Here is a 24,252-nt window from a genome sequence, read left to right on the forward strand (position 1 = left end):
CCTGAACGGGGAGACGTTCCCTACTCGGCTTTCTCAGCCAGGATCTCAGCCTTCACGCCCCATAGATAACTCGTCAGCCGTGCCCGTGCGGCCGGATCGGCGCATTGCACCCAGAAGCTCGCGCCGCGCACGGCCGACCCAAGCCCGCGCAGAACCTCTTCCGCCGGTCCCGCCGCGGCGCGCTCGCTCGGGCTGGCGAGGTGGCGCAGGCCGGCGGGCGTGGCGATGACGATGGCGACGGTGGCGGGCGTCATCCGACGAGCGTAGTCTGCGGCATGCCCGGAGGAAAAGCGCGGCGATGCCGCAGCGCCTCGGTCGAGCCGATCCGGCTTGCCTGCGACGGAAAAGTCGCGGACCGGGACTTGGCAGGGGGCTTGCACGCCGCTATAGACCGCGCTCCTAGAATTCACCCATGGATAAGGGATCGGCCAATCGGTCGGTTTCCATTCGAGATGCCGTCCGGGCAACCGGGCGGCGATGGCCGGCAGGGTTTCGGGGCAAGCATGCTTCGGAGCCTTCGTCCGGCCATGTCCTGTCCGAGACTGCAGGCGCCGGGCGACCGGCTTAATCGGCGACAGCCTGCACAGACGGGGAAGACCGAACTCTTTTAAGACCTCGTCGGGTCGCCGGAAGGCGGCACGGGGAGGGATCGGTTTGAACCAATCTCACCTGCGAAGGGCTTTCGGCGCTTCAAGGGGACAGGGCCGTGAGACGTCGCCCGACGGATCCGGCTTCGCGCCAGATCCGTCCCGGGCGGCATGTGCAACCGGCGGACCCGCTCCAGGTTCCGCCAACCGGAGAGAGCACCAGTGGACAGGACAGCTAAAGCTGATCTCGTCTCGACGCTCAACGGCGTGTTCACCACGAACGCCGTCGTCGTCGTGGCCCACTACAAGGGCCTCACGGTCGCCGACATGCAGAAGCTGCGCTCGCAGATGAAGCAGGCCGGCGCCACCGTGAAGGTCGCCAAGAACCGGCTCGCCAGCATCGCTCTCGATGGCACGGACGTCGCCTCCATCAAGCCCCTCCTGAAGGGCCCGACCCTGCTCGCCTATTCGAGCGATCCGGTCGCGGCCGCCAAGGTTGCGGTGGACTTCGCCAAGACGAACGACAAGCTCGTGATTCTCGGCGGCGCCATGGGAACGACTGCCCTGAACCCCGACGGCGTGAAGGCTCTGGCCACCCTGCCGTCCCTCGACGAACTGCGCGGCAAGCTCGTGGGCCTCATCCAGGCTCCCGCGACCAAGATCGCCCAGGTCGTCAACGCGCCGGCGGCCAAGCTCGCCCGCGTGTTCGGGGCCTATGCCAAGAAGGACGAGGCGGCCTGAGCCGTTTCATCCCCTCGCAAAATCATCCGTTCGAACCGATATACCTGAAGGAATACGCACATGGCTGATCTCGCCAAGATCGTCGAGGACCTCTCCTCGCTGACCGTTCTCGAGGCCGCCGAGCTCGCCAAGCTCCTCGAGGAGAAGTGGGGCGTCTCCGCCGCTGCCGCCGTCGCCGTTGCCGGCCCGGCCGCTGGTGGCGCCGCTGCCCCGGCCGCCGAAGAGCAGACCGAGTTCACCGTCGTCCTGGCCTCGGCCGGCGACAAGAAGATCGAGGTCATCAAGGAGGTCCGCGCGATCACCGGCCTCGGCCTCAAGGAAGCCAAGGACCTCGTCGAGGGCGCGCCCAAGCCGGTCAAGGAAGGCGTTGCCAAGGACGAGGCCGAGAAGCTCAAGGCCCAGCTCGAGAAGGCCGGCGCCAAGGTCGAGCTCAAGTAAGTCCACGATGGGCCGCTTCCGGCCCATCACCGCACGGGAGGCTCGCTGGAGCCTTCCGTGACCGGAGCCCGCGGGTGCCTCGCCCGCGGGCTAAGGTCGCTTCTATGGCAGCGACCGGCGGACCCCGGATCAGGTCCGTGCGAGGGTGGGAATTCCAATACGGGGTAGGCGGTCCGGCGGGACGCGTCTGCCAGCCCGGCGCGGGAAGCGGAAGCTTTCCCCGGGCAACCAGGACGCGGGAATGGTGGAGCGAGGTCTCATGGCCAATACGCTGGTCGGTCGCAAGCGCATTCGCAAGTTCTTCGGTAAGATCCGGGAAGTCGCCGAGATGCCGAACCTCATCGAGGTTCAGAAGGCGTCGTACGACCAGTTCCTGATGGTGGACGAGCCGGAAGGCGGTCGCGGCGACGAGGGCCTGCAGAGCGTCTTCAAGTCGGTCTTCCCGATCTCCGACTTCGCCTCGACCGCTCTGCTCGAGTTCGTGCGCTACACCTTCGAGCAGCCGAAATACGACGTCGACGAGTGCCGCCAGCGCGGCATCACCTTCGCGGCCCCGCTCAAGGTGACGCTGCGGCTCATCGTGTTCGATGTGGACCCGGATACCGGCGCCAAGTCCGTCAAGGACATCAAGGAGCAGGACGTCTACATGGGCGACATGCCGCTCATGACGGACAACGGCACCTTCATCGTCAACGGCACCGAGCGCGTCATCGTCTCGCAGATGCACCGCTCGCCGGGCGTGTTCTTCGACCACGATAAGGGCAAGACGCACTCCTCGGGCAAGCTGCTGTTCGCGGCCCGCATCATCCCCTATCGGGGCTCCTGGCTCGACGTCGAGTTCGACGCCAAGGACATCGTGCACGTGCGCATCGACCGGAAGCGCAAGCTGCCGGTGACCTCGCTGCTGTTCGCCCTCGGGCTGGACGGCGAGGAGATCCTGTCGACCTTCTACAACCGCGTGGAATATGTCCGCGACGGTGCCGATTGGCGCGTGCCGTTCGATGCCGAGCGCCTGAAGGGCTTCAAGGCCTCGGTCGACCTCATCGACGCCGATTCCGGCGAGGTGGTGCTGGAAGCCGGCAAGAAGCTCAACGCCCGCAACGCCCGTCTCATCGGCGAGAAGGGCACCAAGTTCCTCAAGGCGACCGACGAGGATCTCGTCGGCCAGTACATCGCCGAGGACCTCGTCAACATGCAGACGGGTGAGATCTGGGCCGAGGCCGGCGACGAGATCTCCGAGAAGCTCCTCAAGAGCCTCGACGAGGTCGGCATCAGCGAGCTGCCGGTGCTCGACATCGATCACGTCAATGTCGGCCCCTACATCCGCAACACGCTGGCTGTGGACAAGAATTCCGGCCGCGAAGGCGCGCTGTTCGACATCTACCGGGTGATGCGTCCCGGCGAGCCGCCGACGCTCGACACCGCCGAGGCGATGTTCCACTCGCTGTTCTTCGATGCCGAGCGCTACGACCTCTCGGCGGTCGGTCGCGTGAAGATGAACATGCGCCTCGACCTCGACGCCGCCGACACCGTGCGCACGCTTCGCAAAGAGGACATGCTGGCGGTCGTCAAGGCGCTGGTGGACCTCCGCGACGGCAAGGGCGAGATCGACGACATCGATCACCTGGGCAACCGCCGCGTCCGCTCGGTCGGTGAGCTGATGGAGAACCAGTATCGCCTGGGCCTCCTGCGCATGGAGCGCGCCATCAAGGAGCGCATGTCGTCGGTCGATATCGACACGGTGATGCCGCAGGACCTGATCAACGCGAAGCCGGCGGCCGCCGCCGTGCGCGAGTTCTTCGGCTCGTCGCAGCTGTCGCAGTTCATGGACCAGACCAACCCGCTCTCCGAGGTGACGCACAAGCGCCGCCTCTCGGCGCTTGGCCCGGGCGGTCTGACCCGCGAGCGCGCCGGCTTCGAGGTGCGCGACGTGCACCCGACCCATTACGGCCGCATCTGCCCGATCGAGACGCCGGAAGGCCCGAATATCGGCCTGATCAACTCGCTGGCGACCTTCGCCCGCGTGAACAAGTACGGCTTCATCGAGACGCCGTTCCGCAAGGTGAAGGACGGCGTCGTGACCAACGACGTGTCGTATCTCTCCGCGATGGAGGAGGCGAAGTACTACGTCGCCCAGGCCAACGCGCAGATGGATGCCGACAAGCGCCTCACCGAGGAGCTCGTCGTCTGCCGCCGCGCGGGTGAAGTCATCGTCGTCGGCCCCGAGCGGGTCGATCTCATGGACGTGTCGCCGAAGCAGCTGGTCTCGGTCGCCGCGGCGCTGATCCCGTTCCTCGAGAACGACGACGCCAACCGCGCGCTGATGGGCTCGAACATGCAGCGCCAGGCGGTGCCGCTGGTTCGCGCCGACGCGCCCTTCGTCGGCACCGGCATGGAGGCCGTGGTCGCCCGCGACTCCGGCGCGGCCATCGCGGCGCGGCGCTCGGGCATCATCGATCAGGTCGATGCCACCCGTATCGTCATCCGCGCCAACGAGGAGACCGACCCGACCAAGCCCGGCGTCGACATCTATCGCCTGCAGAAGTTCCAGCGCTCCAACCAGTCGACCTGCATCACGCAGAAGCCGCTGGTGCGCGTCGGCGAGCAGGTGAAGAAGGGCGAGATCATCGCCGACGGTCCCTCGACCGAGTTCGGCGAACTGGCTCTCGGCCGCAACGTGCTCGTCGCGTTCATGCCGTGGAACGGCTACAACTTCGAGGACTCGATCCTGCTCTCCGAGCGGATCGTGAAGGATGACGTGTTCACCTCGATCCACATCGAGGAATTCGAGGTGATGGCCCGCGACACCAAGCTGGGTCCGGAGGAGATCACCCGCGACATCCCGAACGTCTCGGAAGAGGCGCTCAAGAACCTCGACGAAGCGGGCATCGTCTATATCGGCGCCGAGGTCCACGCGGGCGACATCCTCGTCGGCAAGATCACGCCGAAGGGCGAGAGCCCGATGACGCCGGAGGAGAAGCTCCTCCGCGCCATCTTCGGCGAGAAGGCCTCGGATGTCCGCGACACCAGCTTGCGGGTGCCGCCGGGCGTCACCGGCACGATCGTCGAGGTCCGGGTGTTCAACCGCCACGGCGTCGACAAGGACGAGCGCGCGCAGGCCATCGAGCGCGAGGAGATCGAGCGTCTCGCCAAGGACCGCGACGACGAGCAGACCATCCTCGACCGCAACACCTACGCGCGCCTCGCCGACGTGCTGATCGGTCAGACCCCGGTCGCCGGCCCGAAGGGCTTCCGCAAGGACACCACCCTGACGCGGGAGATCATCAACGATTATCCCCGCTCGCAATGGTGGCAGTTCGCCGTCGTCGAGGACCGTCTGATGACGGAAATCGAGGCGATGCAGAAGCAATACGACGAGTCGAAGAAGCGCCTCGAGCAGCGCTTCCTCGACAAGGTCGAGAAGCTGCAGCGCGGCGACGAGCTTCCGCCCGGCGTCATGAAGATGGTCAAGGTCTTCGTGGCGGTGAAGCGCAAGATCCAGCCGGGCGACAAGATGGCCGGCCGCCACGGCAACAAGGGTGTCGTGTCGCGCATCGTGCCGATCGAGGACATGCCGTTCCTCGAGGACGGGACGCATGCCGACATCGTGCTCAACCCGCTCGGCGTGCCCTCGCGCATGAATGTCGGCCAGATCCTGGAAACCCATCTGGGCTGGGCGGCTGCGGGCCTGGGTCGCAAGGTGTCGAAGGCGGTGGATGCTTACCTGAGAAATCAGGACATCGCGCCGCTGCGGACGGAGATGGAGGCGATCTACTCCCCGGCCGAGTTGGAGGGTCTCTCCGACGAGGATCTGGCGGAGGCCGGCAACAACGTGCGCCGTGGCGTCCCGATGGCCACCCCGGTGTTCAACGGTGCCAAGGAAGCCGACATCGAGACGATGCTGGAGATGGCCGGGCTCGACCGCTCGGCGCAGTCGACGCTCTACGACGGGCGAACCGGCGAGCCCTTCGACCGCAAAGTCACCATGGGCTACATCTACATGCTGAAGCTCCACCACCTCGTGGACGACAAGATCCACGCCCGCTCGATCGGCCCCTACTCGCTCGTCACCCAGCAGCCGCTGGGCGGAAAGGCGCAGTTCGGCGGCCAGCGCTTCGGCGAGATGGAGGTCTGGGCGCTGGAGGCCTACGGCGCGGCCTACACGCTGCAGGAGATGCTGACGGTGAAGTCGGACGACGTGGCCGGCCGCACCAAGGTCTACGAGGCGATCGTGCGCGGCGACGACACCTTCGAGGCCGGTATCCCGGAGTCGTTCAACGTGCTCGTCAAGGAGATGCGGTCGCTCGGCCTCAACGTCGAGCTCACCTCCTCGAAGAAGGACGCCAGCAACGACCAGATCGAGCCGCCGGCCGAGGCGGCCGAGTAACGCGAAGACGACCTCCCGCGGCGGCATCCTGCGATGCCGCCGCGGTCGAGCGGGGAGGGGCAGGGCTTCCCGGGACGGAACGACGGCGAGCGGCGCTTCCCGAGAGGCGCGACGCCGGATTTGAGGTTCAGCACGTGAGAGCCCAGGCGCGGGGCATCACGTCAGCAAGGAGCGGATCATGAACCAAGAGGTCATGAACCTTTTCAATCAGCAGGCTCAGCCGCAGAGTTTCGACCAGATCAAGATCTCGATCTCCTCTCCGGAGAAGATCCTGTCCTGGTCCTACGGCGAGATCAAGAAGCCCGAGACGATCAACTACCGGACCTTCAAGCCGGAGCGTGACGGCCTGTTCTGCGCGCGGATCTTCGGGCCGATCAAGGATTACGAGTGCTTGTGCGGCAAGTACAAGCGCATGAAGTACAAGGGCGTCATCTGCGAGAAGTGCGGCGTCGAGGTGACCCTCGCGCGCGTGCGCCGCGATCGCATGGGCCATATCGAGCTGGCCGCCCCCGTCGCCCATATCTGGTTCCTGAAGTCGCTGCCCTCGCGCATCGGCCTCCTGCTCGACATGGCCCTCAAGGACCTCGAGCGGATCCTGTATTTCGAGTCCTACGTCGTCATTGAGCCGGGTCTCACCCCCCTGAAGGAGCGTCAGCTCCTGTCGGAGGAAGAGTATCTGCGCGCGCAGGAAGAGTATGGCGAGGACAGCTTCACGGCGATGATCGGCGCCGAGGCGATCCGGCGCATCCTGCAGGAGCTCGATCTCGAAGGCATCGCGACCTCGCTCAAGGAGGAGATCGCCACGACGACCTCCGAGCTGAAGCCGAAGAAGCTGATGAAGCGCCTCAAGATCATCGAGGCGTTCCAGCAATCGGGCAACCGTCCCGAGTGGATGATCCTGACGGTCGTGCCGGTGATCCCGCCGGACCTGCGCCCGCTGGTCCCCCTCGACGGCGGCCGCTTCGCGACCTCCGACCTGAACGACCTGTACCGCCGCGTCATCAACCGCAACAACCGCCTCAAGCGGCTGATCGAACTGCGCGCGCCGGACATCATCATCCGCAACGAGAAGCGCATGCTTCAGGAAGCGGTCGATGCGCTGTTCGATAACGGCCGCCGCGGCCGCGTCATCACGGGCGCCAACAAGCGCCCGCTGAAGTCGCTCGCCGACATGCTGAAGGGCAAGCAGGGCCGGTTCCGCCAGAACCTGCTCGGCAAGCGCGTCGACTATTCGGGCCGCTCGGTCATCGTGGTCGGTCCGGAGCTGAAGCTGCACCAGTGCGGCCTGCCGAAGAAGATGGCGCTGGAGCTGTTCAAGCCGTTCATCTACGCGCGTCTCGACGCCAAGGGATTCTCCGCCACCGTCAAGCAGGCGAAGAAGCTCGTCGAGAAGGAGAAGCCGGAGGTTTGGGACATCCTCGATGAGGTGATCCGCGAGCACCCGGTGATGCTGAACCGCGCGCCGACGCTCCACCGCCTCGGCATTCAGGCTTTCGAGCCGAAGCTGATCGAGGGCAAGGCCATCCAGCTCCACCCGCTGGTCTGCGCCGCGTTCAACGCCGACTTCGACGGCGACCAGATGGCCGTGCACGTCCCGCTGAGCCTCGAGGCGCAGCTGGAAGCGCGCGTCCTCATGATGTCGACCAACAACATCCTGCACCCGGCCAATGGTCAGCCGATCATCGTGCCGTCGCAGGACATCGTGCTCGGCCTGTACTACCTGTCGATCGTCGCCGACGGCGCGGTCGGCGCGCATATCCCCGACGACAAGACCAACCCGATGCAGGGTGTGTTCGGCGATATCGGTCAGCTCGAGCACGCGCTCGCGGCCAAGTCCGTGTCGCTGCACTCGAAGATCAAGTGGCGCTGGCGGGGCCTCGGGCCGGACGGCGAGCCCGTCTCGCGGATCTACGACACCACGCCGGGCCGCGTGATCCTGTCCGGCGTGCTGCCGATGCACCCGAAGGTGCCCTTCGACGTCGTCAACAAGCTGATGACCAAGAAGGAAATCTCGGCGATGATCGACACCGTCTACCGCCATTGCGGTCAGAAGGAGTCGGTGATCTTCTGCGACCGCATCATGGCGCTCGGCTTCAGCCACGCCTTCCGCGCCGGCATCTCGTTCGGCAAGGACGACATGGTCGTGCCGGAGAACAAGTGGCAGATCGTGGACGACACCCGCACGCTGGTGAAGGACTACGAGCAGCAGTACAACGACGGCCTGATCACGCAGGGCGAGAAGTACAACAAGGTGGTCGATGCCTGGGCCAAGTGCTCGGACAAGCTCGCCGCCGAGATGATGGGCCGCATCTCTGCCGTCCGTAAGGACGAGAAGGGCGCGGACAAGCAGGTCAACTCGATCTACATGATGAGCCACTCGGGCGCCCGTGGTTCGCCCGCGCAGATGAAGCAGCTCGCGGCGATGCGCGGCCTCATGGCCAAGCCGTCGGGCGAGATCATCGAGACCCCGATCATCTCGAACTTCAAGGAAGGTCTCGACGTTCTCGAGTACTTCAACTCCACCCACGGTGCCCGTAAGGGCCTCGCGGACACGGCGTTGAAGACCGCGAACTCGGGTTACCTCACCCGCCGCCTCGTCGACGTGGCGCAGGATGCCGTCATCCGCGAGACGGATTGCGGCACCACCAACGGCATCAAGATGCGCGCCATCATCGATGCCGGCCAGGTCGTCGCCCCGCTCGCCATCCGCATCCTGGGCCGCGCCACGGCCGAGGATCTGGTCGCGCAGGACGGCACGATCATCGTCAAGACGAACGAGACGATCGAGGAGAAGCACCTGCCGGCCATCGCGGCGGCGGGCATCCAGGAGGTGAAGATCCGCTCGGTGCTGGTGTGCCAGACCAAGAGCGGCGTCTGCGCCACCTGCTACGGGCGCGATCTCGCCCGCGGCACGCCCGTCAACATGGGCGAGGCCGTCGGCGTCATCGCGGCGCAGTCGATTGGCGAGCCGGGCACCCAGCTCACCATGCGCACCTTCCACATCGGTGGTGCGGCGCAGATCGCGGATTCGTCCTTCGTCGAGTCGAGCTTCGAGGGCACGATCAAGATCCGCAACCGGTCGCTGGCCAAGAACTCGGACGGCGATCTCATCGCCACCGGGCGCTCGGTCGCCGTAGTGATCGTCGGTCCGGACGGGGCCGAGCGGGCGGTTCACCGCCTGCAATACGGCGCCAAGGTGCGGGTCGACGAGGGCGACACGATCAAGCGCGGGCAGCGGATCGCCGAGTGGGATCCCTACACCCGTCCGATCGTCGCCGAGGTCGACGGCATCGTCGGCTACGAGGACCTGAACGACGGCCAGTCGATCACCGAGACGACCGACGAGTCGACCGGCATCGCCAAGCGCGTGGTCATCGACTGGCGCGGCTCCTCGCGCACGTCCGACCTCAAGCCGGCGATGCTCGTGCTCGACCGCGACGGGAAGCCGATCAAGCTGCCCCGCGGCTCGGATGCCCGCTACTTCCTGCCCGTCGATGCCATCATCGGCCTCGATCCGGGTGCGAAGGTGAAGGCCGGCGACGTGCTCGCCCGTGTCTCGACCGACTCGGCCAAGACCCGCGACATCACCGGCGGTCTGCCGCGGGTGGCGGAGCTGTTCGAGGCGCGTCGTCCGAAGGACGCGGCGATCATCGCCGAGAAGTCCGGCACCATCGCCTTCGGGCGCGACTACAAGAACAAGCGTCGTCTCACGCTGACGCCGCATGACGGTTCGGACGCGGTCGAGTACCTGATCCCGAAGGGCAAGCACATCCACCTTCAGGACGGGGACGTGGTCGAGCTCGGCGACTACATCGTCGACGGCAACCCGGCACCGCACGACATCCTGGCGATCAAGGGCGTGGAGGAACTCGCGGCCTACCTCGTCAACGAGATCCAGGAGGTCTACCGGCTCCAGGGCGTGTCGATCAACGACAAGCACATCGAGGTGATCGTTCGCCAGATGCTGCAGAAGGTCGAGATCACCGATGGCGGCGATTCGGACATCCTGACAGGCGACCAGATCGACCGTACGGAGCTGGCCGACTTCAACGAGAAGCTGCTCGCCGAGGGCAAGAAGCCGATCCAGGGCGTTCCGGTCCTGCTCGGTATCACCAAGGCCAGCTTGCAGACGAAGTCGTTCATCTCGGCGGCCTCGTTCCAGGAGACCACCCGCGTCCTCACCGAGGCGGCGGTCAACGGCAAGGTCGACACCCTGGAAGGCCTCAAGGAGAACGTCATCGTCGGCTCGCTCATCCCGGCTGGCACCGGCTCGCTCGCGGCGGACATCCGTTCCATCGCGCGCCGCCGCGACAGCCTGATCCTGCAGCAGCGCTCGTCCGAGAACGCGGCCAACGCCGCCGAACTCAGCGAACTGCCCCCGGCGGCGGCCGAGTAATCGGCCCGCCCCTTCGGGAGCATCACACGAAACAAAAGGCCCCCGGCTCGCGAGAGCCGGGGGCCTTTTCATTTGGGGAAGCCGCCCCGACCCTAACATCGCCCTCATCCTGGGATGCGGAGCGACGACACGTCAGGATGAGGGGGAGGGGTGGGACATCCGAGCCTCGCTCAGCGCCCCGTGCGAACCCGCGTCCAGCTGCGCGTGACGAAGCGTTGGGTCGTGTCGTTCCAGGCGGTGTTGACGCCGAGCCGCTGCATCGTCGCCTCGTCCGGATAGATGCTCGCGTCCTTCAGGATCTCCGGCTTCACAAATTTCTGCGAGGGCAGGTTGCCATTCGCGTAGGACACGAAGTTGGTATTGGCCGCCGCCACCTCGGGCCGCATCATGTAATCGATGAAAGCATAGGCCTCCGCCGGATGCGCTGCATCCTTCGGAATCGCCAAGGTGTCGAACCACATCTGCGTGCCCTCCTTCGGGATCACGTAGGCGATCTCGACGCCGTTCTTCGATTCCTCCGCCCGCTTCTTGGCCTGGAGCACGTCGCCGGAATAGCCGACCGCGAGGCAGAGGTCTCCGTTGGCCAATCCGTTGATGTATTCGGACGAGTGGAACTTCCGGACCGCGCCGCGGACCTTGTAGAGGGCGTCGGTGACCGTCGTGATGTCGTCCCAGCGCTTCGAGTCGACCTTGTAGCCGTAGAAGGGCAGGACCGACGGGATCAGATCCTCCGGGGAATCGAGGAGCATCACCCCGCAATCCTTGAGCTTGGCCATCGTGGCCGGATCGAGCACGAGGCTCCAGCTGTTGAGCGCCCGGCCCTGACCCAGCCGCTCGCGGAGAGCGGCGACGTTCACGCCGAGGCCGGTCGTGCCCCACATGTAGTCGACGGCGAAGGTGTTGCCCGGATCATAGGCCTGGAGCCGGTTGGCGATCTCGGGCCATACGTTCTTCAGGTTCGGGATCTTCGCCTTGTCGAGGGGCAGGAAGACACCGGCCTTGATGAGCCGCTGGAGAAACGGCCCGGACGGGACCACCACGTCGTAGCCGGATTTGCCGGCGAGGAGCTTCGTCTCCAACACCTCGTTGTTGTCGTAGGTGTCGTAGACGACCTTGATGCCCGTCTCCTTGGTGAAGTCTTCGAGCACCTTGGGGTCGATATAGTCCGACCAGTTGTAGATGTTGACGACGCGCTCCTCGGCCGCGGCGAAACCGGGGAGGGCGCCGAGCAGGGGAAGGGCGGCGAGCGCCGCCAGCAGCGCCCTGCGGATCACGGCTCGCCCCGTGCGGCCACCACCACGACTTCGACGAGATATTCGGGTGCGGCGAGCTTCGCCTCGACGGTGGCACGGGCCGGCGGGTTCTCGCGATCGACCCAGGCATCCCAGGCGGCGTTCATCTCGGCGAAGGTGGAGATGTCGGCGAGATAGATCGTCGTCGACAGGATGCGGGACTTGTGGCTTCCCGCCTGCGCCAGCAGCCGGTCGATCTGCTCCAGCACGGCCTGAGTCTGAACGGTGACGCCGTTGCCGACCGGGTCGGCGGCCACTTGGCCCGCGAGGAAGACGAGGCCGCCATGGGCGGCCGCCTGGCACATGCGGGGTCCGGTCTCGTAGCGCTCGATGGTCATGGGTCGATGATGGCCTCTGCAAGGGGGCACGTTGAGGAATGCCCGGACCCTTCTGCCGCCGGGAACGGTTCCTCGTAAAGAGCCGACAACGACCGGACGGCGCGTGGCAAATTTCGCGCCTGCGCGTCCCGGCGGAGGCAACCGGGCGGTTCGCTCGCGCGTTTGTCAACCGACAACGGCCAAGGCTCGGGCGGAACGCGTCCGAGCCTCTCTTCAATCCCGATTCGGCAAGCCGTCTAAGCTCTTAGAGGTCGCACATGGGCATCATCTGGACCATCATCATCGGCTTCGTCGCCGGCGTGATCGCGAAGTTCATCATGCCGGGCAACAACGAGCCGTCCGGTTTCATCCTCACCACGATTCTCGGCATCGTCGGCGCGTTCGTGGCCACCTTCCTCGGCCAGGCGCTGGGCTGGTACGGGCCGAACCAGGGGGCCGGTTTCATCGCCTCCATCGTCGGCGCCTGCGTCGTGCTGGCGATCTACGGCTTCGTCGCCGGCCGCAGCCGCACCACGTCGCTCTGATCCCCCGAGCGTCGACAACGAGAAAGGGGCGCTCCGCGAGGAGCGCCCCTTTCTCGTTGCACCGTGTGGGTAGAGGATCAGGCGAGGCGGTCGTGATCGCTCTGGGTGAGCGCCTTGACGGCACAATGGCCGGTGGCGCCGCGCACCGCGAGGCCGACGCCGACGACCAGGGCGGCCAGGCTCAGGAGCTTGTTCGGGCGCGGCTGGGCGGCCGCCGCCGCGATGCCGAGCCCGAGCGCGACGGAGACCGCCCGCTCGGTCATGGTCAGGTTCTGCGTGCCGCCGAAAATGTCTTCGATCATCTCGTTCATCGTGGGTCCGCGTCCTTGCGATGGGCTCAGATTCGCGGGGCGAACGCGGCGCAGGCGCGGGCGTTCCGGCAGGACTGCTATGACGCGGCTTGCTGCTGGGCGAGAAGCCCGTCGTCGATCTCCCGGGCCCGCACGGCCGCGGGCCGGGCGGCGTGGCGGGAGGCGTAGGCTTCGAAGGCCGGGCGCCGCGGGATCGTGCGGAACTGCATGCCCCAGCCGAGATGGGCGGCGAGATACAGGTCGGCGGCGCTGAAGCGATCCCCCGCCACGAAGTCCCGGCCGGACACGGCGCCTTCGAGGGTGTCGAGCACCGAGTCCAGACTGCCATAGCCGACCATGCCGCGCATCCGCGGGTCGTCCGGCACGGTGACGCCCAGCACCGTATTGGTGGTCGCCGCCTCGACCGGGCCGGCGCAGAAGAACAGCCAGCGGTAATAGGCGCCCCGCGCCAACGTCGTCGGCGCCGGCGCGAGCCCGGCCTCGGGAAAGGCATCGGCGAGATAGGCCAGGATCGCCGCACACTCGGTCACCACCGTCCCGCCGTGGCGGAGCGCCGGCACCTTCCCCATCGGATTGATCGCCCGATAGCCTTCGCCCTTCATCGCCGGACCGAAGCCGACGAGCTCGGTGCGATAGGGAGCGCCCACCTCCTCCAGCATCCAGCGCACGATCCGGCCGCGGGACATCGGCGCCGTGTAGAACACAAGTTCGTCGGTCATGGCACCGTCCACCGCAGGGGTTGGGAGGTTTGTACCGGTGCGCGATCCTTTGCGGAAGCTGTTGCTGGATGGCCCGTCGGACTCGCGCTCTCCGTGCGTTCATGGCTCTCTGCATCCGATGCGGCATGGAGCGGTTATGACAGTGAAACCGACACGCGGGGTCCTCCGTCGAGTCCTGCGTATGATGAGTCTGCTTCTCGCCCTTGTCGGGAGCCCGCCCGCCTTGGCCCAGAGTACCGTCGGTTATCTCAATCGATCGCTTCCCGATCGCTTTCGGGCCCGTGCCGAGACGCTGGTTCGCGCTTTGAGGCCCGACGACGCCGAGGCCGCCGTCTCTAACCTGAAGACGTTAAACGCGGCAGACGATCTCATCGAGTCAATGCCACTAGTCCTGCGCATTGCAACGGATTGCGACCGCTGCATGACAATTATTGCCCGTGCCGAGCCGACAAGCTTGGTCCCCGAACTGATCCTAAACGCCGGCGAGCCCGTCCTATTCACTGACTTTTCCTACGGTCTTTGGGGCAGTCCAGCTTGGCCGGCAATCGTGTTCGACGGCGACGGCAGCGCGGGCATTATGGTGATCCGGCGAGGCGAGCACTGGGTCGTCGATGCCTGTTCCGACTGCAACGAGTGGGCGGGCGTGAAGCGACCAGAGCCTGTCCCGGCACCACCTGAACCCCCTCCGCCACTCAAACCGAAGGACTTCGACGACTTCCGTCGCTCCCTTGGCCTGGATGCCCAGTAAGTCAGGGAAGCTGGTCGAACGACAAAGGCGCGGCCCCTTTCGGAACCGCGCCTTTCGATGTCGTCGGATAATCCGAGGGGGCGAGACTTACTCGCCCGCCTCGCGGCGGCGCTCGCCGCGGTCGCGGCGGGGGCCGCGGTCGCCGCGATCACCCCGGTCGCCCCGCTCCTCGCGCTCCGGCTCGCCGCGCTCCGCGCGCTCGGCCTTCAGCTTCTCGGTGATGTCCTCGCCGGTCTCCTGGTCGACGACCTTCATCGACAGGCGGATCTTGCCGCGCTCGTCGGCGCCGAGGAACTTCACTTTGACCTTCTGGCCTTCCTTGACCACGTCGCCGACCTTGGCGACCCGCTGGGGGGCCAGCTCGGAGATGTGGACGAGGCCGTCCTTGGCGCCGAAGAAGTTCACGAAGGCGCCGAACTCCATGATCTTGACGATCGTGCCGTCGTAGATCGTGCCAGCCTCCGGCTCGGCGACGATGGAGCGGATCCAGTTATAGGCCGCCTTGATCGCCTTGCCGTCGGAGGAGGCGATCTTCACGACGCCGGTATCCTCGATGTTGATCTTGGCGCCGGTCTTCTCGACGATCTCGCGGATGATCTTGCCGCCGGTGCCGATCACGTCGCGGATCTTGTCGGTGGGGATCTGCATCGTCTCGATGCGCGGCGCGTACTCGCCGAGCTCCGGACGGGCCGCGGTGAGGGCGTTGGCCATCTCGCCGAGGATGTGGGCGCGGCCGTCCTTCGCCTGGGCGAGGGCGATCTTCATGATCTCCTCGGTGATGCCGGCGATCTTGATGTCCATCTGGAGCGAGGTGATGCCCTCGTCCGTGCCGGCCACCTTGAAGTCCATGTCGCCGAGGTGATCCTCGTCGCCGAGGATGTCGGACAGGACCGCGAAGCGCTCACCCTCGAGGATGAGGCCCATGGCGATGCCGGCGACCGGGCGGCGCAGGGGCACGCCCGCATCCATCAGCGACAGCGAGCCGCCGCAGACGGAGGCCATCGAGGAGGAGCCGTTCGACTCGGTGATCTCGGACACGACGCGGATCGTGTACGGGAACTCGTGGGCCGGCGGCAGAACCGGACGGATCGCGCGCCAGGCGAGCTTGCCGTGGCCGATCTCGCGGCGGCCGGGCGAGCCCATGCGGCCGGTCTCACCGACGGAATAGGGAGGGAAGTTGTAGTGGAGCAGGAAGCGCTCCTTGTAGGTCCCTTCCAGGGCGTCGATGAACTGCTCGTCCTCGCCGGTGCCCAGCGTCGCGACCACCAGGGCCTGCGTCTCGCCGCGGGTGAACATCGCCGAGCCGTGGGCGCGGGGCAGCACGCCGACTTCCGAGACGATCGAGCGGACCGTCTTCACGTCGCGGCCGTCGATGCGCGAGCCGGTGTCGAGGATGTTCCAGCGGACCACCTTCGATTGGGCTTCCTTGAAGGCGGCCTTGACCTTCTCGGGGGAGAACTTCTGCTCACCCTCGGCCGGGCAGAGGGCGGCGACCACCTTCGCCTTCACGGCGTCGACGGCCTTGTAGCGGTCCTGCTTGATCGTGATCTTGTAGGCGTCGCGCAGCTCGGTCTCGGCGATGTCGAGCACCGCCTTCTCGACGTCGGCGTTCTCCGGCGGGGAGAAATCGCGCGGCTCCTTGGCGGCCTTCTCGGCGAGGCGGATGATCGCCTCGATCACCGGCTGGAAGTGCTTGTGGCCGAACATCACGGCCCCGAGCATCACGTCCTCGGACAGTTCCTTGGCCTCGGACTCGACCATCAGCACCGCGTCCTGCGTGCCGGCGACGACGAGATCGAGGGTCGATTCGGCGACTTCCGTCACCAGCGGGTTCAGCTTGTAGCCGCCGTTGAGGTAACCGACGCGGGCGGCGCCGATCGGGCCGGTGAACGGCACGCCCGACAGCGTCAGGGCGGCGGAGGCCGCCACCATCGAGACGATGTCCGGATCGTTCTCGAGATCGTGCGAGAGGACGGTGACGACGACCTGGGTGTCGTTGCGCCAGCCCTCGACGAAGAGGGGACGGATCGGGCGGTCGATCAGGCGGGAGACCAGGGTCTCCTTCTCGGAGGGACGGCCCTCGCGCTTGAAGTAGCCGCCCGGGATGCGGCCGGCGGCGTAGGCGCGCTCCTGGTAGTTCACGGTGAGCGGCATGAAATCAATGCCGGCCTTGGGCTCCTTGGCGGCGACCACGGTCGCCAGCACGGTGGTCTCGCCGTAGGTGGCGACCACGGCGCCATCGGCCTGCCGGGCGGTCTTGCCGGTCTCGAGGACGAGCTTGCGGTCGCCCCAGATCAGCTCTTCGCGTTGTACGTCGAACATGGTTGCTTCTGCCTTCATGCGTGCGGGGCTCGGCCCGGCGCCGCCAGTGGCAAGACGGCGAGACGCTTCTTCTCGAAAGAAAAAGCGTCCGGCGATCCTGCCCTGGCGCCTCGCGCCTCGAAGCCGCCCTTGCGGACCGGCCGAGCCCCATGCCCGGACGGTCCCATAGTGAAACGCGGCCCGATCGGGCCGCGCGGTGTGGGTCGAACCTCTTAGCGGCGGATGCCGAGGCGCTCGATGAGGGAGCGGTAGCGGCCCTCTTCCTTGCGCTTGAGGTAGTCGAGCAGCGAGCGGCGCTGCGAGACCAGCTTCAGGAGGCCGCGGCGGGAATGGTTGTCCTTGCCGTGGGTCTTGAAGTGGGCGGTCAGGTTGGTGATCCGCTCGGTGAGCAGCGCGATCTGGACCTCCGGCGAACCGGTGTCCTTGCCGCCCTGGGCGTATTCCTTGATGAGCGCGGTCTTGCGCTCGGCCGTGATCGACATCGGCTTGCCTTTCAGGTGGGATTTGGTCGGGAACGCCGCCCGCAACGGACTCAGGCGCTCGAAGCTCGCGGTCGGGCCGGTGCCGGGATGTCGTCCAGCACGGTCAGCCGCAAGCGGCACAAGCCCCGCCCGTCAGCCGGGTCGAGGCGGGGCGGACCATACACGAAACCGTGGGAAGCACCAGAGGCGTCCGGCGTTCCGGCCATGGCCGATGCGCCCTGTCGCGGAATTTGCTTGGTGAGGCGGGACATCGAGGCGGAACAGACGGACCGTATGGCCGACACCCCCACCACCGCGCCCGCGCCCGCGCGCATCTCCGATCTCGCCGCGGCGCGGCCCGACGAGCCGGACCTCGCCCGCAATCTCACCGCCTTCGGCCTCGTCTGCATCGGCGTCGGTGCGACCGTGGGCGCCGGCATCTTCGTGCTGACCGGGACGGCGGCGGCCCATTACGCCGGGCCCGGCCTGATGCTGTCCTTCGTGCTCGGCGGCATCGCCAGCGGGCTCGTGGGCCTGTGCTACGCGGAACTGGCCGCGATGATGCCGGTGGCAGGGTCGAGCTATTCCTACGCGCGGGCGACCTTCGGGGCGCTGCCGGCCTGGATCGTCGGCTGGGACCTCGTGCTCGAATTCGCGCTGGCCGCCGCCACCGTCGCGGTCGGCTGGTCGGGCTACGCCCAGAGCCTGATGGCGGATGCGGGCCTGAACCTGCCGGCGGCGCTCGCCGCCGCGCCGGGGGAGGGCGGGATCGTGAACCTGCCCGCGGCGGGCATCGTGCTGGCCCTCACCGCGCTCCTGATCGCGGGCAACCGCGGTGCGTCGCGGGTCAACGCGGCCCTGGTCGCCCTCAAGGTGGCGATCATCCTGGCCTTCGTCGGGATCGGCGCAGCGCATCTGCGGCCCGAACTCTGGTCGCCGCTGGTGCCGCCGAACGAGGGCGCGTTCGGCGCCTTCGGCTGGAGCGGGGTGTTCCGGGGGGCCGGCGTGGTGTTCTTCGCCTATGTCGGCTTCGAGACCATCGCCACGGCCGCGGGCGAGACCCGCAATCCGCAGCGCGACGCGCCCATCGGCATCATCGGCGCGCTCGTCGTCACGAGCCTGCTCTACATCGCGGTCGCGGGCGTGCTGACCGGCCTCGTGCCCTACCGGGAGCTCGCGGTGCCGGATCCGATCGCCAAGGCGATCGACGCCACCGGACTCACCGGCTTCGCGCTCGCCATCAAGGTCGGGGCCTTGCTGGGGCTGACCACCGCCACGCTCACCGCCCTCTACGGGCAGGCCCGCATCTTCTACGCCATGGCCCGCGACCGCATGCTGCCCGACCTGTTTGCCCGCGTGCATCCGCGCTGGCGGACGCCTTGGGCGTCACAGGGATTGATCGGGCTCGCCACCGCGCTGGTCGCGGCGCTGGTGCCGATCGACGTGCTCGGCGAACTCGTCAGCATCGGCACGCTGCTGGCCTTCATGCTGGTCTGTGCCAGCGTCCTGATCCTGCGCCGCACCGAACCGGAACGCCCGCGGCCGTTCCGGGTGCCGGGCGGTGCGATCGTGCCCGTGCTGGGAATGGTCGCTTGCCTCGCCCTGATGGCGAGCCTGCCGGGCGACACGTGGCTGCGGCTCGCGGGCTGGCTGGCCGTGGGGCTGGCGATCTGGTTCGGCTACGGCCGGAGCCGGAATCGAAACGGCCCGGATCGCGGGATCCGGGCCGGAGACACTCAGTAGGAGCGGTGATGCGGGCCTGCCGCATGGCGGCCCCCGCCGTAGCGGCGGCGAACCCAGGCGATGGCCTTGGGCAGCAGGAAGACGACGAGGATCTGGCGCAGGATGCCACGCATGCGGGGCTTGTCTCCGTTCGGATTGTTCGGTTGCAGGTCCAATGCCGGAGAGGCCCCCCGCGTTCCCCGTCACAATGCGAGCGTCAGCGTCACCGGCGCATGGTCGGAGGGCTTGTCCCAGCCCCTGGCCTCGCGAAACACCTCGACTTGGCGCACCGTGCCAGCGAGATCGGGGGAGACCCAGGCATGGTCGAGGCGCCGGCCCTTGTTGGCCGCGGCCCAATCGGGGGAGCGGTAGCTCCACCACGTGTAGATCTTCTCCGGCTCCGGCGTGAGGAGGCGGGCGGCATCGATCCAGCCGGCCTCGCCCCGCAGGGTCTCCAGCGCCTCGGTCTCGACGGGGGTGTGGCTCACCACGTCGAGGAGCTGCTTGTGCGACCACACGTCGTGCTCCAGCGGCGCGACGTTGAGGTCGCCGACCAGGATCGCGGGGCCGGACACCCGGCGCCCGCCCCAGGCGCGCAGCTCCTGCAGGAAGTCGAGCTTGTGCGCGAATTTCGGGTTCAGGTCGCGATGGGGGACGTCGCCCCCGGCGGGCACGTAGAAATCGTGCAGCACGATCCCCGCCGCCGGTCCCGCCGCGGGGCCGAGCGCCGCACAGATGTGGCGCGCATCCGGCTTGCCGCAGAAGCTCATCACGTCGCGGGTCAGCAGGGGAAAGCGCGAGAGGATGGCGACGCCGTTATAGCCCTTCTGGCCGGCGAACACGATGTTCTCGTAGCCGCTGCCCTCGAACGCCTTGAGCGGGAACAGCTCGTCCGGACACTTCGTCTCCTGGAGGCACAGGACGTCGGGCTGCACCGTTTTGAGGAATCGCAGCACGGACTCGATGCGCAGCCGCACCGAGTTGATGTTCCAGGTCGTGACGGTGAGGCGCACGGGGACTGCCTGAGGAGCGGATCGGAGCCGCTCCGATAGCCGACCCCGGGCGAATCCGGAACCGTCGCGGTCAGGCCGCGGCCGCCTCCTCGTCCAGGGCGAGGCGGTGGAGCACGGCGCAGAGCCGGTCGCCGGTCATGCGGGACAGATCGAAGCCACTGGCATCGGCGACGTCGCCGTAGCGGTCGGCATCGGCCTTCGACGCGCCGACATAGGCCATCGACCACTCGGTGAAGAGGCGCGCCTCGACGGCGTCGTAGGCCAGGAGCGAGACCTCGCCGTGGCGCTCGTCCTGCTGGATGCGCTCGAAGGTGGCCTCCACCGCCGCACTCGGTCCTTCCAGCACCTGGGCGAAGCAGCCGGCATTGAACATCAGCGCGCCCGTGACGCCGACGCGGGCATTGTTGACCCGGCTCGCGGCGAGGATGGAACGGATCGTGCCGTCCATCGCCCCGGACGCACCGGAGGTGCGGTTGCGGCTGTAATAGACGAGGCGGCGCAGATCGTCGGTCATGGTGGGCTCGAAGCTCGGGATCGGATCGGCGGAGGGGCGGAATCAGGCAGCAGGGACGAGGGCCTCGGCGGGAACGACGTCGGAAACGGGGGGATCGGAAACGTGCGCGCCCGCGCCGAGCAGGGCGAACGCCTCGGAGGCCGGCATCGGCCGGCCGGTGAGGTAGCCCTGGACTTCGGTGCAGCCCTCCGCCCGGATCGCGTCGAGCTGGTCGGCGGTCTCGACGCCCTCGGCGGTGGTGCGCATGCCGAGGCTGGCGCCCAGCCGGGCGATGGCCCGCACGATCGCGCCGCACTCGGCGCTGCCCGCCATGCCGCGCACGAAGGACTGGTCGATCTTGATCTTGTCGAAGGGAAATTTCTGCAGATAGCTGAGCGACGAGTAGCCGGTGCCGAAATCGTCCATCGAGATCCGCACGCCGAGACGGCGCAGGCCGTTCAGCACGGTCAGCACGCCGTCCGTGTCGTCGAGGAGGGCGCCCTCGGTGATCTCCAGTTCGAGGCGGGCGGGGTCGAGGCCGGTCTGGGCGAGCACCAGCGTCACCGTCTCGACGAGCTTGCCGCCACGGAACTGGATCGGGGACAGGTTGACGGCGATCGAGGCCGGCTGCGCCCAGCGTGCCGCCTCGCGGCAGGCGGTGCGCAGAGCCCATTCGCCGATGCCGACGATGACGCCGATCTCCTCGGCGAGCGGAATGAAGGTGGCGGGCGAAATCAGTCCCCGCTCCGGATGGTGCCAGCGCAGCAGCGCCTCGAAGCCCGAGACCTCGCCGGTCTCCAGCCGGATCTGCGGCTGGAAGACGAGTGTGAATTGCTTGAGGGCGAGCGCCCGGCGCAGGTCGATCTCCAGGCTGCGGCGCGCCTGCACCGCCGCGTTCATCGCCGGCTCGAAGAAGCGGTAGGTGCCGCGCCCGTCCGCCTTGGCGCGGTAGAGAGCGAGGTCGGCATGCTTCAGAAGGTCGTCGGGCAGGCGTCCGTCGTCGGGAAACAGGGCGATGCCGACGCTGACGCCGACATTGAGCATCTGACCGTCGAGGACGTAGGTGCGCCCGACGAGATCGACGAGGCGGTTGGCCAGGGCCTCGGCCGCCAGCGGCTGGTCGGCCCCGACCTGACCGACCTGCAGGATAGCGAATTCGTCGCCGCCGAGGCGGGCGATCACGTCGTCCCGGCGGGCGGCGTTGCGCAGGCGCTCGGCGACCTTGCGCAGGAGCGCGTCACCGACCGGATGGCCGAGGGTGTCGTTGACCGCCTTGAACCGATCGAGATCGAGCATCAGCACGGCCAGCGGCGCGCCGGCCTCCTCGGCCGCCGCGACCGCGGCGCTCAGGCGGTCGTGCAGCTCGACGCGGTTGCACAGACCGGTGAGCGGCTCCAGCCGGGCCAGGGCCGCGCTGCGCAGATGCTCGGTGACGTCGTCGAAGGTGAGGGCGAAGCCGCCGGTGGAGAGGGGAGCGAGCGCCGCCTCGACGAGGCGCCCGCCTTCGAGAGCGAGTCGCTCGCGGGTCGGACGACGGGTGGTCAGGGCCTCGGTCAAGGCGCTCCGCCCCAGCCGTTCGGCACCGCGATCCGTCCCCTCCTCGGGCGCGGCGAGCAGAGTGGCGAGGCTGGAACCCACCGTGACGGCGCCCGCGAACAGGATTGCGGCGTGATCATTGGCGAAGGTGACGGTCCCGCCCGCGTCGAGCAGGAGCAGGGGGGTGGCCATCTCGGCCAGGGCCGCCTCGAACGGACCGAGGGCGGGAATCGTCGCGGCGGAGGAAGCGGGCATGCGGCCAGATCGCATCTCGATGAGGCCGCCTGAAGGGGCGGCGACCCCATTGGGCGGCCAAGATGCGAATGGAGTGTTAAGTCCTGCGCCTCAACTCAGCAGAGAGCGACGCCATCCGAAGTTTTCGGCACGCGGGCAAGCGCTTTAAACCAACCTATGTGACATCCCGAATAGAAGACAGCACATGCTATGAGCGGCCAATGCCACGGCCGCCCCAGAATCGTCAGGGATTCTGCCCCTGGATCTGACGCTGGATCGCCTTGTCTTCGGAACGGCCGTAATTGATGAAGAACAAGGACGGATCGACCGATTTGCCCTTCTGCAGATTGGAAAGCTGCACCGTGGTGAGGTAGCCCTGCGGATCGGTGATCCGCCACTGCGACAGGGTCTTCATCTCGGCGTCGAAATAGAGCTGGATCTTCGAGGTGCCGCCGAGCGTCGAGCGGTCCTCCAGCGCGATCCGCACGCCGCCCGGATCGTTCGTCACCTCCGTGACCGTGAGGTCGCGGGCGAGGTCCATCTTCTCGCGCAGCAGGAATTTCAGCGGCGTCTGCGAGATGAAGTAGAGATCCTGGGTGTTGAGCTTGCGATCGCGCACCGCGACCGACGTGCCGTCGGCCACCACTTCGAGCGGCGAGGGCTGATCGTACTCGAAGCGCAGGCGCCCGGGCTTGACCAGGGAGAGCTTGCCGCCGATGCGCCGCCCGTCGGCGCCGATCTGGATGAACGAGCCGGTCAGCGTCTGGAAGCTGTTGAAGTAGGCGTTGGCCCCGGCCACGATCTGGGCCGGGTCGGCGTCCTGCAGGCTGGCACCGAGATTCGGCGCGCCGACCGCCGCGACGCGGGTGCCGGCGGGCGCCGTCGCCGCCGCGGGCGCGCCGGGCTTGGTCGCCGTCGCCTTGATGCTGCCGGTCTTCTCCTGGGCCTTGTCGGTCGTCGCCGCCTTGTCCTTTGCGGTGTCCTTGGCGGGCTTGGCCGCCTTGTCCGCTTTCTTGGCCGGCGCCGCGGGAGCGGGCTCCGGCTCGGGTGCGGGGGCTGCGGGCGGGGCCGGCGGCTCCTCCTTGCGGCCGAACAGGCCGTCGAGGAAGGACGAGACCTGCGCGTGGGCCGGCTGCGGCGGAAGCGCCAGAGCAGCCATCACGAGCAGCGGACCGGCGGCGGGGCGGAAGCGTCGGCCAGTCATCGTGTGGGCATCTCCGAAAGCTGCGGGCGCGCGCGGTGTGGGCCGTCCCGGTGCGGAGGCGTCGGCGTGGCGGCGCCTCAGAAAATCCTGATCTGCGATAGAGCCGGCCCCTGTGGCGAATATGCGACGGGGGCCGGGTTCAGGCGCGCATTCCGACGAAGCGGGACCGGTGCGTCGAGGGAATGCGCGGCCCGTCAAAGACCGGGAGCCCGCCCCGATCCGATACCGTCGGACCGGGGCGGGCTGTCGGATGTCACTCGTCGTCGTAGCCGCCGGACGGCGCCCCGGCGAGGCCCTCGACCAGGATCTCGCGCTTGCCCGCATGGTTGGCCGGCCCGACGATCCCCTCGATCTCCATCCGCTCCATGATCGAAGCGGCGCGGTTGTAGCCGATCTGGAGGCGGCGCTGGATGTAGCTCGTCGAGGCCTTGCGGTCGCGCAGGACCACGGCGATGGCCTGCTCGTAGAGTTCGCCACCCTCGGCCCCCGCGCTCGCCGCGAAGGCGCTGATGTCGAAGACCGGAGCCTCGGCCTCCTCGACTTCGGCGAAATCGTCCTTCTCGACCTTGGCCGCCTTCGAGCCCTTGGCGGGCTTCTCCGGCTGGTCGGACGAGCCGTCATCGGCGGTGACGGCCTCGAGGTAGGAGGGCCGGCCCTGGCGCTTCAGATGCGCCACCACCGTCTCGACTTCGCTGTCCGAGCAGAATGGCCCGTGCACGCGGGTCGTGCGCCCACCGCCGGCCATGAACAGCATGTCGCCCTGGCCCAGCAGCTGCTCCGCGCCCA

Annotated in this window: 19 protein-coding genes; 7 read left to right on the plus strand and 12 right to left on the minus strand. The window is 67.6% G+C overall.

The annotated features are described in order from the left end of the window. Positions 1 to 20: 20 nt before the first annotated feature. Positions 21 to 254, minus strand: a complete 234-nt coding sequence (locus OWC43_RS16830; protein ID WP_137830003.1) for a hypothetical protein — start codon at positions 252 to 254, stop codon at positions 21 to 23. Between the two features lie 555 nt (positions 255 to 809). On the opposite strand from OWC43_RS16830, the gene rplJ reads away from it, so the two are divergent. The 4 genes from rplJ (at position 810) to rpoC (ending at position 10,549) form a co-directional block, all read left to right on the plus strand. After that, positions 810 to 1,328: a 50S ribosomal protein L10 gene (rplJ, locus tag OWC43_RS16835; RefSeq protein ID WP_238308797.1), complete on the plus strand. Its 519-nt coding sequence runs from the start codon at positions 810 to 812 to the stop codon at positions 1,326 to 1,328. Positions 1,329 to 1,388: 60 nt separating this feature from the next. Beyond that, positions 1,389 to 1,766 carry a 50S ribosomal protein L7/L12 gene (rplL, locus tag OWC43_RS16840; RefSeq protein WP_137830005.1) on the plus strand — a complete coding sequence of 126 codons (378 nt, stop codon included), beginning with the start codon at positions 1,389 to 1,391 and terminating at the stop codon, positions 1,764 to 1,766. 259 nt (positions 1,767 to 2,025) lie between these two features. Further along, entirely contained in the window at positions 2,026 to 6,153 is a 4,128-nt protein-coding gene (rpoB, locus tag OWC43_RS16845) for a DNA-directed RNA polymerase subunit beta (protein ID WP_137830006.1), read from the plus strand. Positions 6,154 to 6,331: 178 nt separating this feature from the next. Next, the gene (rpoC, locus tag OWC43_RS16850) at positions 6,332 to 10,549 is read left to right on the plus strand and encodes a DNA-directed RNA polymerase subunit beta' (protein ID WP_137830007.1); all 4,218 of its coding nucleotides are present in this window, start codon (positions 6,332 to 6,334) and stop codon (positions 10,547 to 10,549) included. A gap of 170 nt (positions 10,550 to 10,719) precedes the next feature. Here rpoC and OWC43_RS16855 read toward each other — a convergent pair whose 3' ends face one another. Next, positions 10,720 to 11,823 (minus strand): polyamine ABC transporter substrate-binding protein, encoded by a 1,104-nt coding sequence (locus OWC43_RS16855; RefSeq protein WP_393957502.1) that lies wholly within the window; start codon positions 11,821 to 11,823, stop codon positions 10,720 to 10,722. Then, on the minus strand, positions 11,820 to 12,179 hold the full coding sequence (locus OWC43_RS16860; RefSeq protein ID WP_393957503.1) for a RidA family protein: 360 nt from the start codon (positions 12,177 to 12,179) through the stop codon (positions 11,820 to 11,822). Before OWC43_RS16860 ends, OWC43_RS16855 begins: the two co-directional genes overlap by 4 nt. A gap of 257 nt (positions 12,180 to 12,436) precedes the next feature. On the opposite strand from OWC43_RS16860, the gene OWC43_RS16865 reads away from it, so the two are divergent. After that, the gene (locus tag OWC43_RS16865; protein ID WP_137830010.1) at positions 12,437 to 12,703 is read left to right on the plus strand and encodes a GlsB/YeaQ/YmgE family stress response membrane protein; all 267 of its coding nucleotides are present in this window, start codon (positions 12,437 to 12,439) and stop codon (positions 12,701 to 12,703) included. Between the two features lie 77 nt (positions 12,704 to 12,780). On the opposite strand, the gene OWC43_RS16870 is transcribed toward OWC43_RS16865, so the two are convergent. Together OWC43_RS16870 and OWC43_RS16875 are read right to left on the minus strand one after the other, a co-directional pair. Beyond that, on the minus strand, positions 12,781 to 13,014 hold the full coding sequence (locus OWC43_RS16870; RefSeq protein ID WP_137830011.1) for a YgaP-like transmembrane domain: 234 nt from the start codon (positions 13,012 to 13,014) through the stop codon (positions 12,781 to 12,783). A 77-nt stretch (positions 13,015 to 13,091) separates the two neighbouring features. Continuing rightward, complete coding sequence (locus tag OWC43_RS16875; RefSeq protein WP_393957504.1) at positions 13,092 to 13,733, minus strand: glutathione S-transferase family protein; 642 nt, start codon at positions 13,731 to 13,733, stop codon at positions 13,092 to 13,094. 223 nt (positions 13,734 to 13,956) lie between these two features. Between OWC43_RS16875 and OWC43_RS16880 the strand changes: the two genes are divergently transcribed. Further along, on the plus strand, positions 13,957 to 14,481 hold the full coding sequence (locus OWC43_RS16880; protein ID WP_393957505.1) for a hypothetical protein: 525 nt from the start codon (positions 13,957 to 13,959) through the stop codon (positions 14,479 to 14,481). 87 nt (positions 14,482 to 14,568) lie between these two features. Here the strand turns inward: OWC43_RS16880 and pnp are convergent, their stop codons facing one another. Continuing rightward, entirely contained in the window at positions 14,569 to 16,803 is a 2,235-nt protein-coding gene (gene pnp, locus OWC43_RS16885) for a polyribonucleotide nucleotidyltransferase (protein ID WP_137830015.1), read from the minus strand. A gap of 212 nt (positions 16,804 to 17,015) precedes the next feature. Further along, a complete protein-coding gene (gene rpsO, locus OWC43_RS16890; RefSeq protein ID WP_137830033.1) occupies positions 17,016 to 17,285 on the minus strand; it encodes a 30S ribosomal protein S15 in 270 nt (89 codons plus the stop codon). 273 nt (positions 17,286 to 17,558) lie between these two features. Here rpsO and OWC43_RS16895 point away from each other — a divergent pair, with 273 nt between their 5' ends. Next, complete coding sequence (locus OWC43_RS16895) at positions 17,559 to 19,007, plus strand: amino acid permease (protein ID WP_393957506.1); 1,449 nt, start codon at positions 17,559 to 17,561, stop codon at positions 19,005 to 19,007. 182 nt (positions 19,008 to 19,189) lie between these two features. On the opposite strand, the gene xth is transcribed toward OWC43_RS16895, so the two are convergent. From xth to OWC43_RS16920, 5 genes are all read right to left on the minus strand, one after another. Next, positions 19,190 to 19,999 carry an exodeoxyribonuclease III gene (xth, locus tag OWC43_RS16900; protein ID WP_393957507.1) on the minus strand — a complete coding sequence of 270 codons (810 nt, stop codon included), beginning with the start codon at positions 19,997 to 19,999 and terminating at the stop codon, positions 19,190 to 19,192. Positions 20,000 to 20,069: 70 nt separating this feature from the next. Then, complete coding sequence (locus OWC43_RS16905; protein ID WP_393957508.1) at positions 20,070 to 20,513, minus strand: BLUF domain-containing protein; 444 nt, start codon at positions 20,511 to 20,513, stop codon at positions 20,070 to 20,072. Between the two features lie 42 nt (positions 20,514 to 20,555). Continuing rightward, positions 20,556 to 22,283 (minus strand): putative bifunctional diguanylate cyclase/phosphodiesterase, encoded by a 1,728-nt coding sequence (locus tag OWC43_RS16910; protein ID WP_393957509.1) that lies wholly within the window; start codon positions 22,281 to 22,283, stop codon positions 20,556 to 20,558. 223 nt (positions 22,284 to 22,506) lie between these two features. Further along, the gene (locus OWC43_RS16915; RefSeq protein ID WP_393957510.1) at positions 22,507 to 23,466 is read right to left on the minus strand and encodes an outer membrane lipoprotein carrier protein LolA; all 960 of its coding nucleotides are present in this window, start codon (positions 23,464 to 23,466) and stop codon (positions 22,507 to 22,509) included. Between the two features lie 253 nt (positions 23,467 to 23,719). Beyond that, on the minus strand, positions 23,720 to 24,252 hold a 533-nt coding region (locus OWC43_RS16920), incomplete at its 5' end, for a DNA translocase FtsK (RefSeq protein ID WP_393957511.1).

This window comes from Methylorubrum sp. POS3, from assembly GCF_043352485.1.
Taxonomy (GTDB): Bacteria; Pseudomonadota; Alphaproteobacteria; order Rhizobiales; family Beijerinckiaceae; genus Methylobacterium; species Methylobacterium suomiense.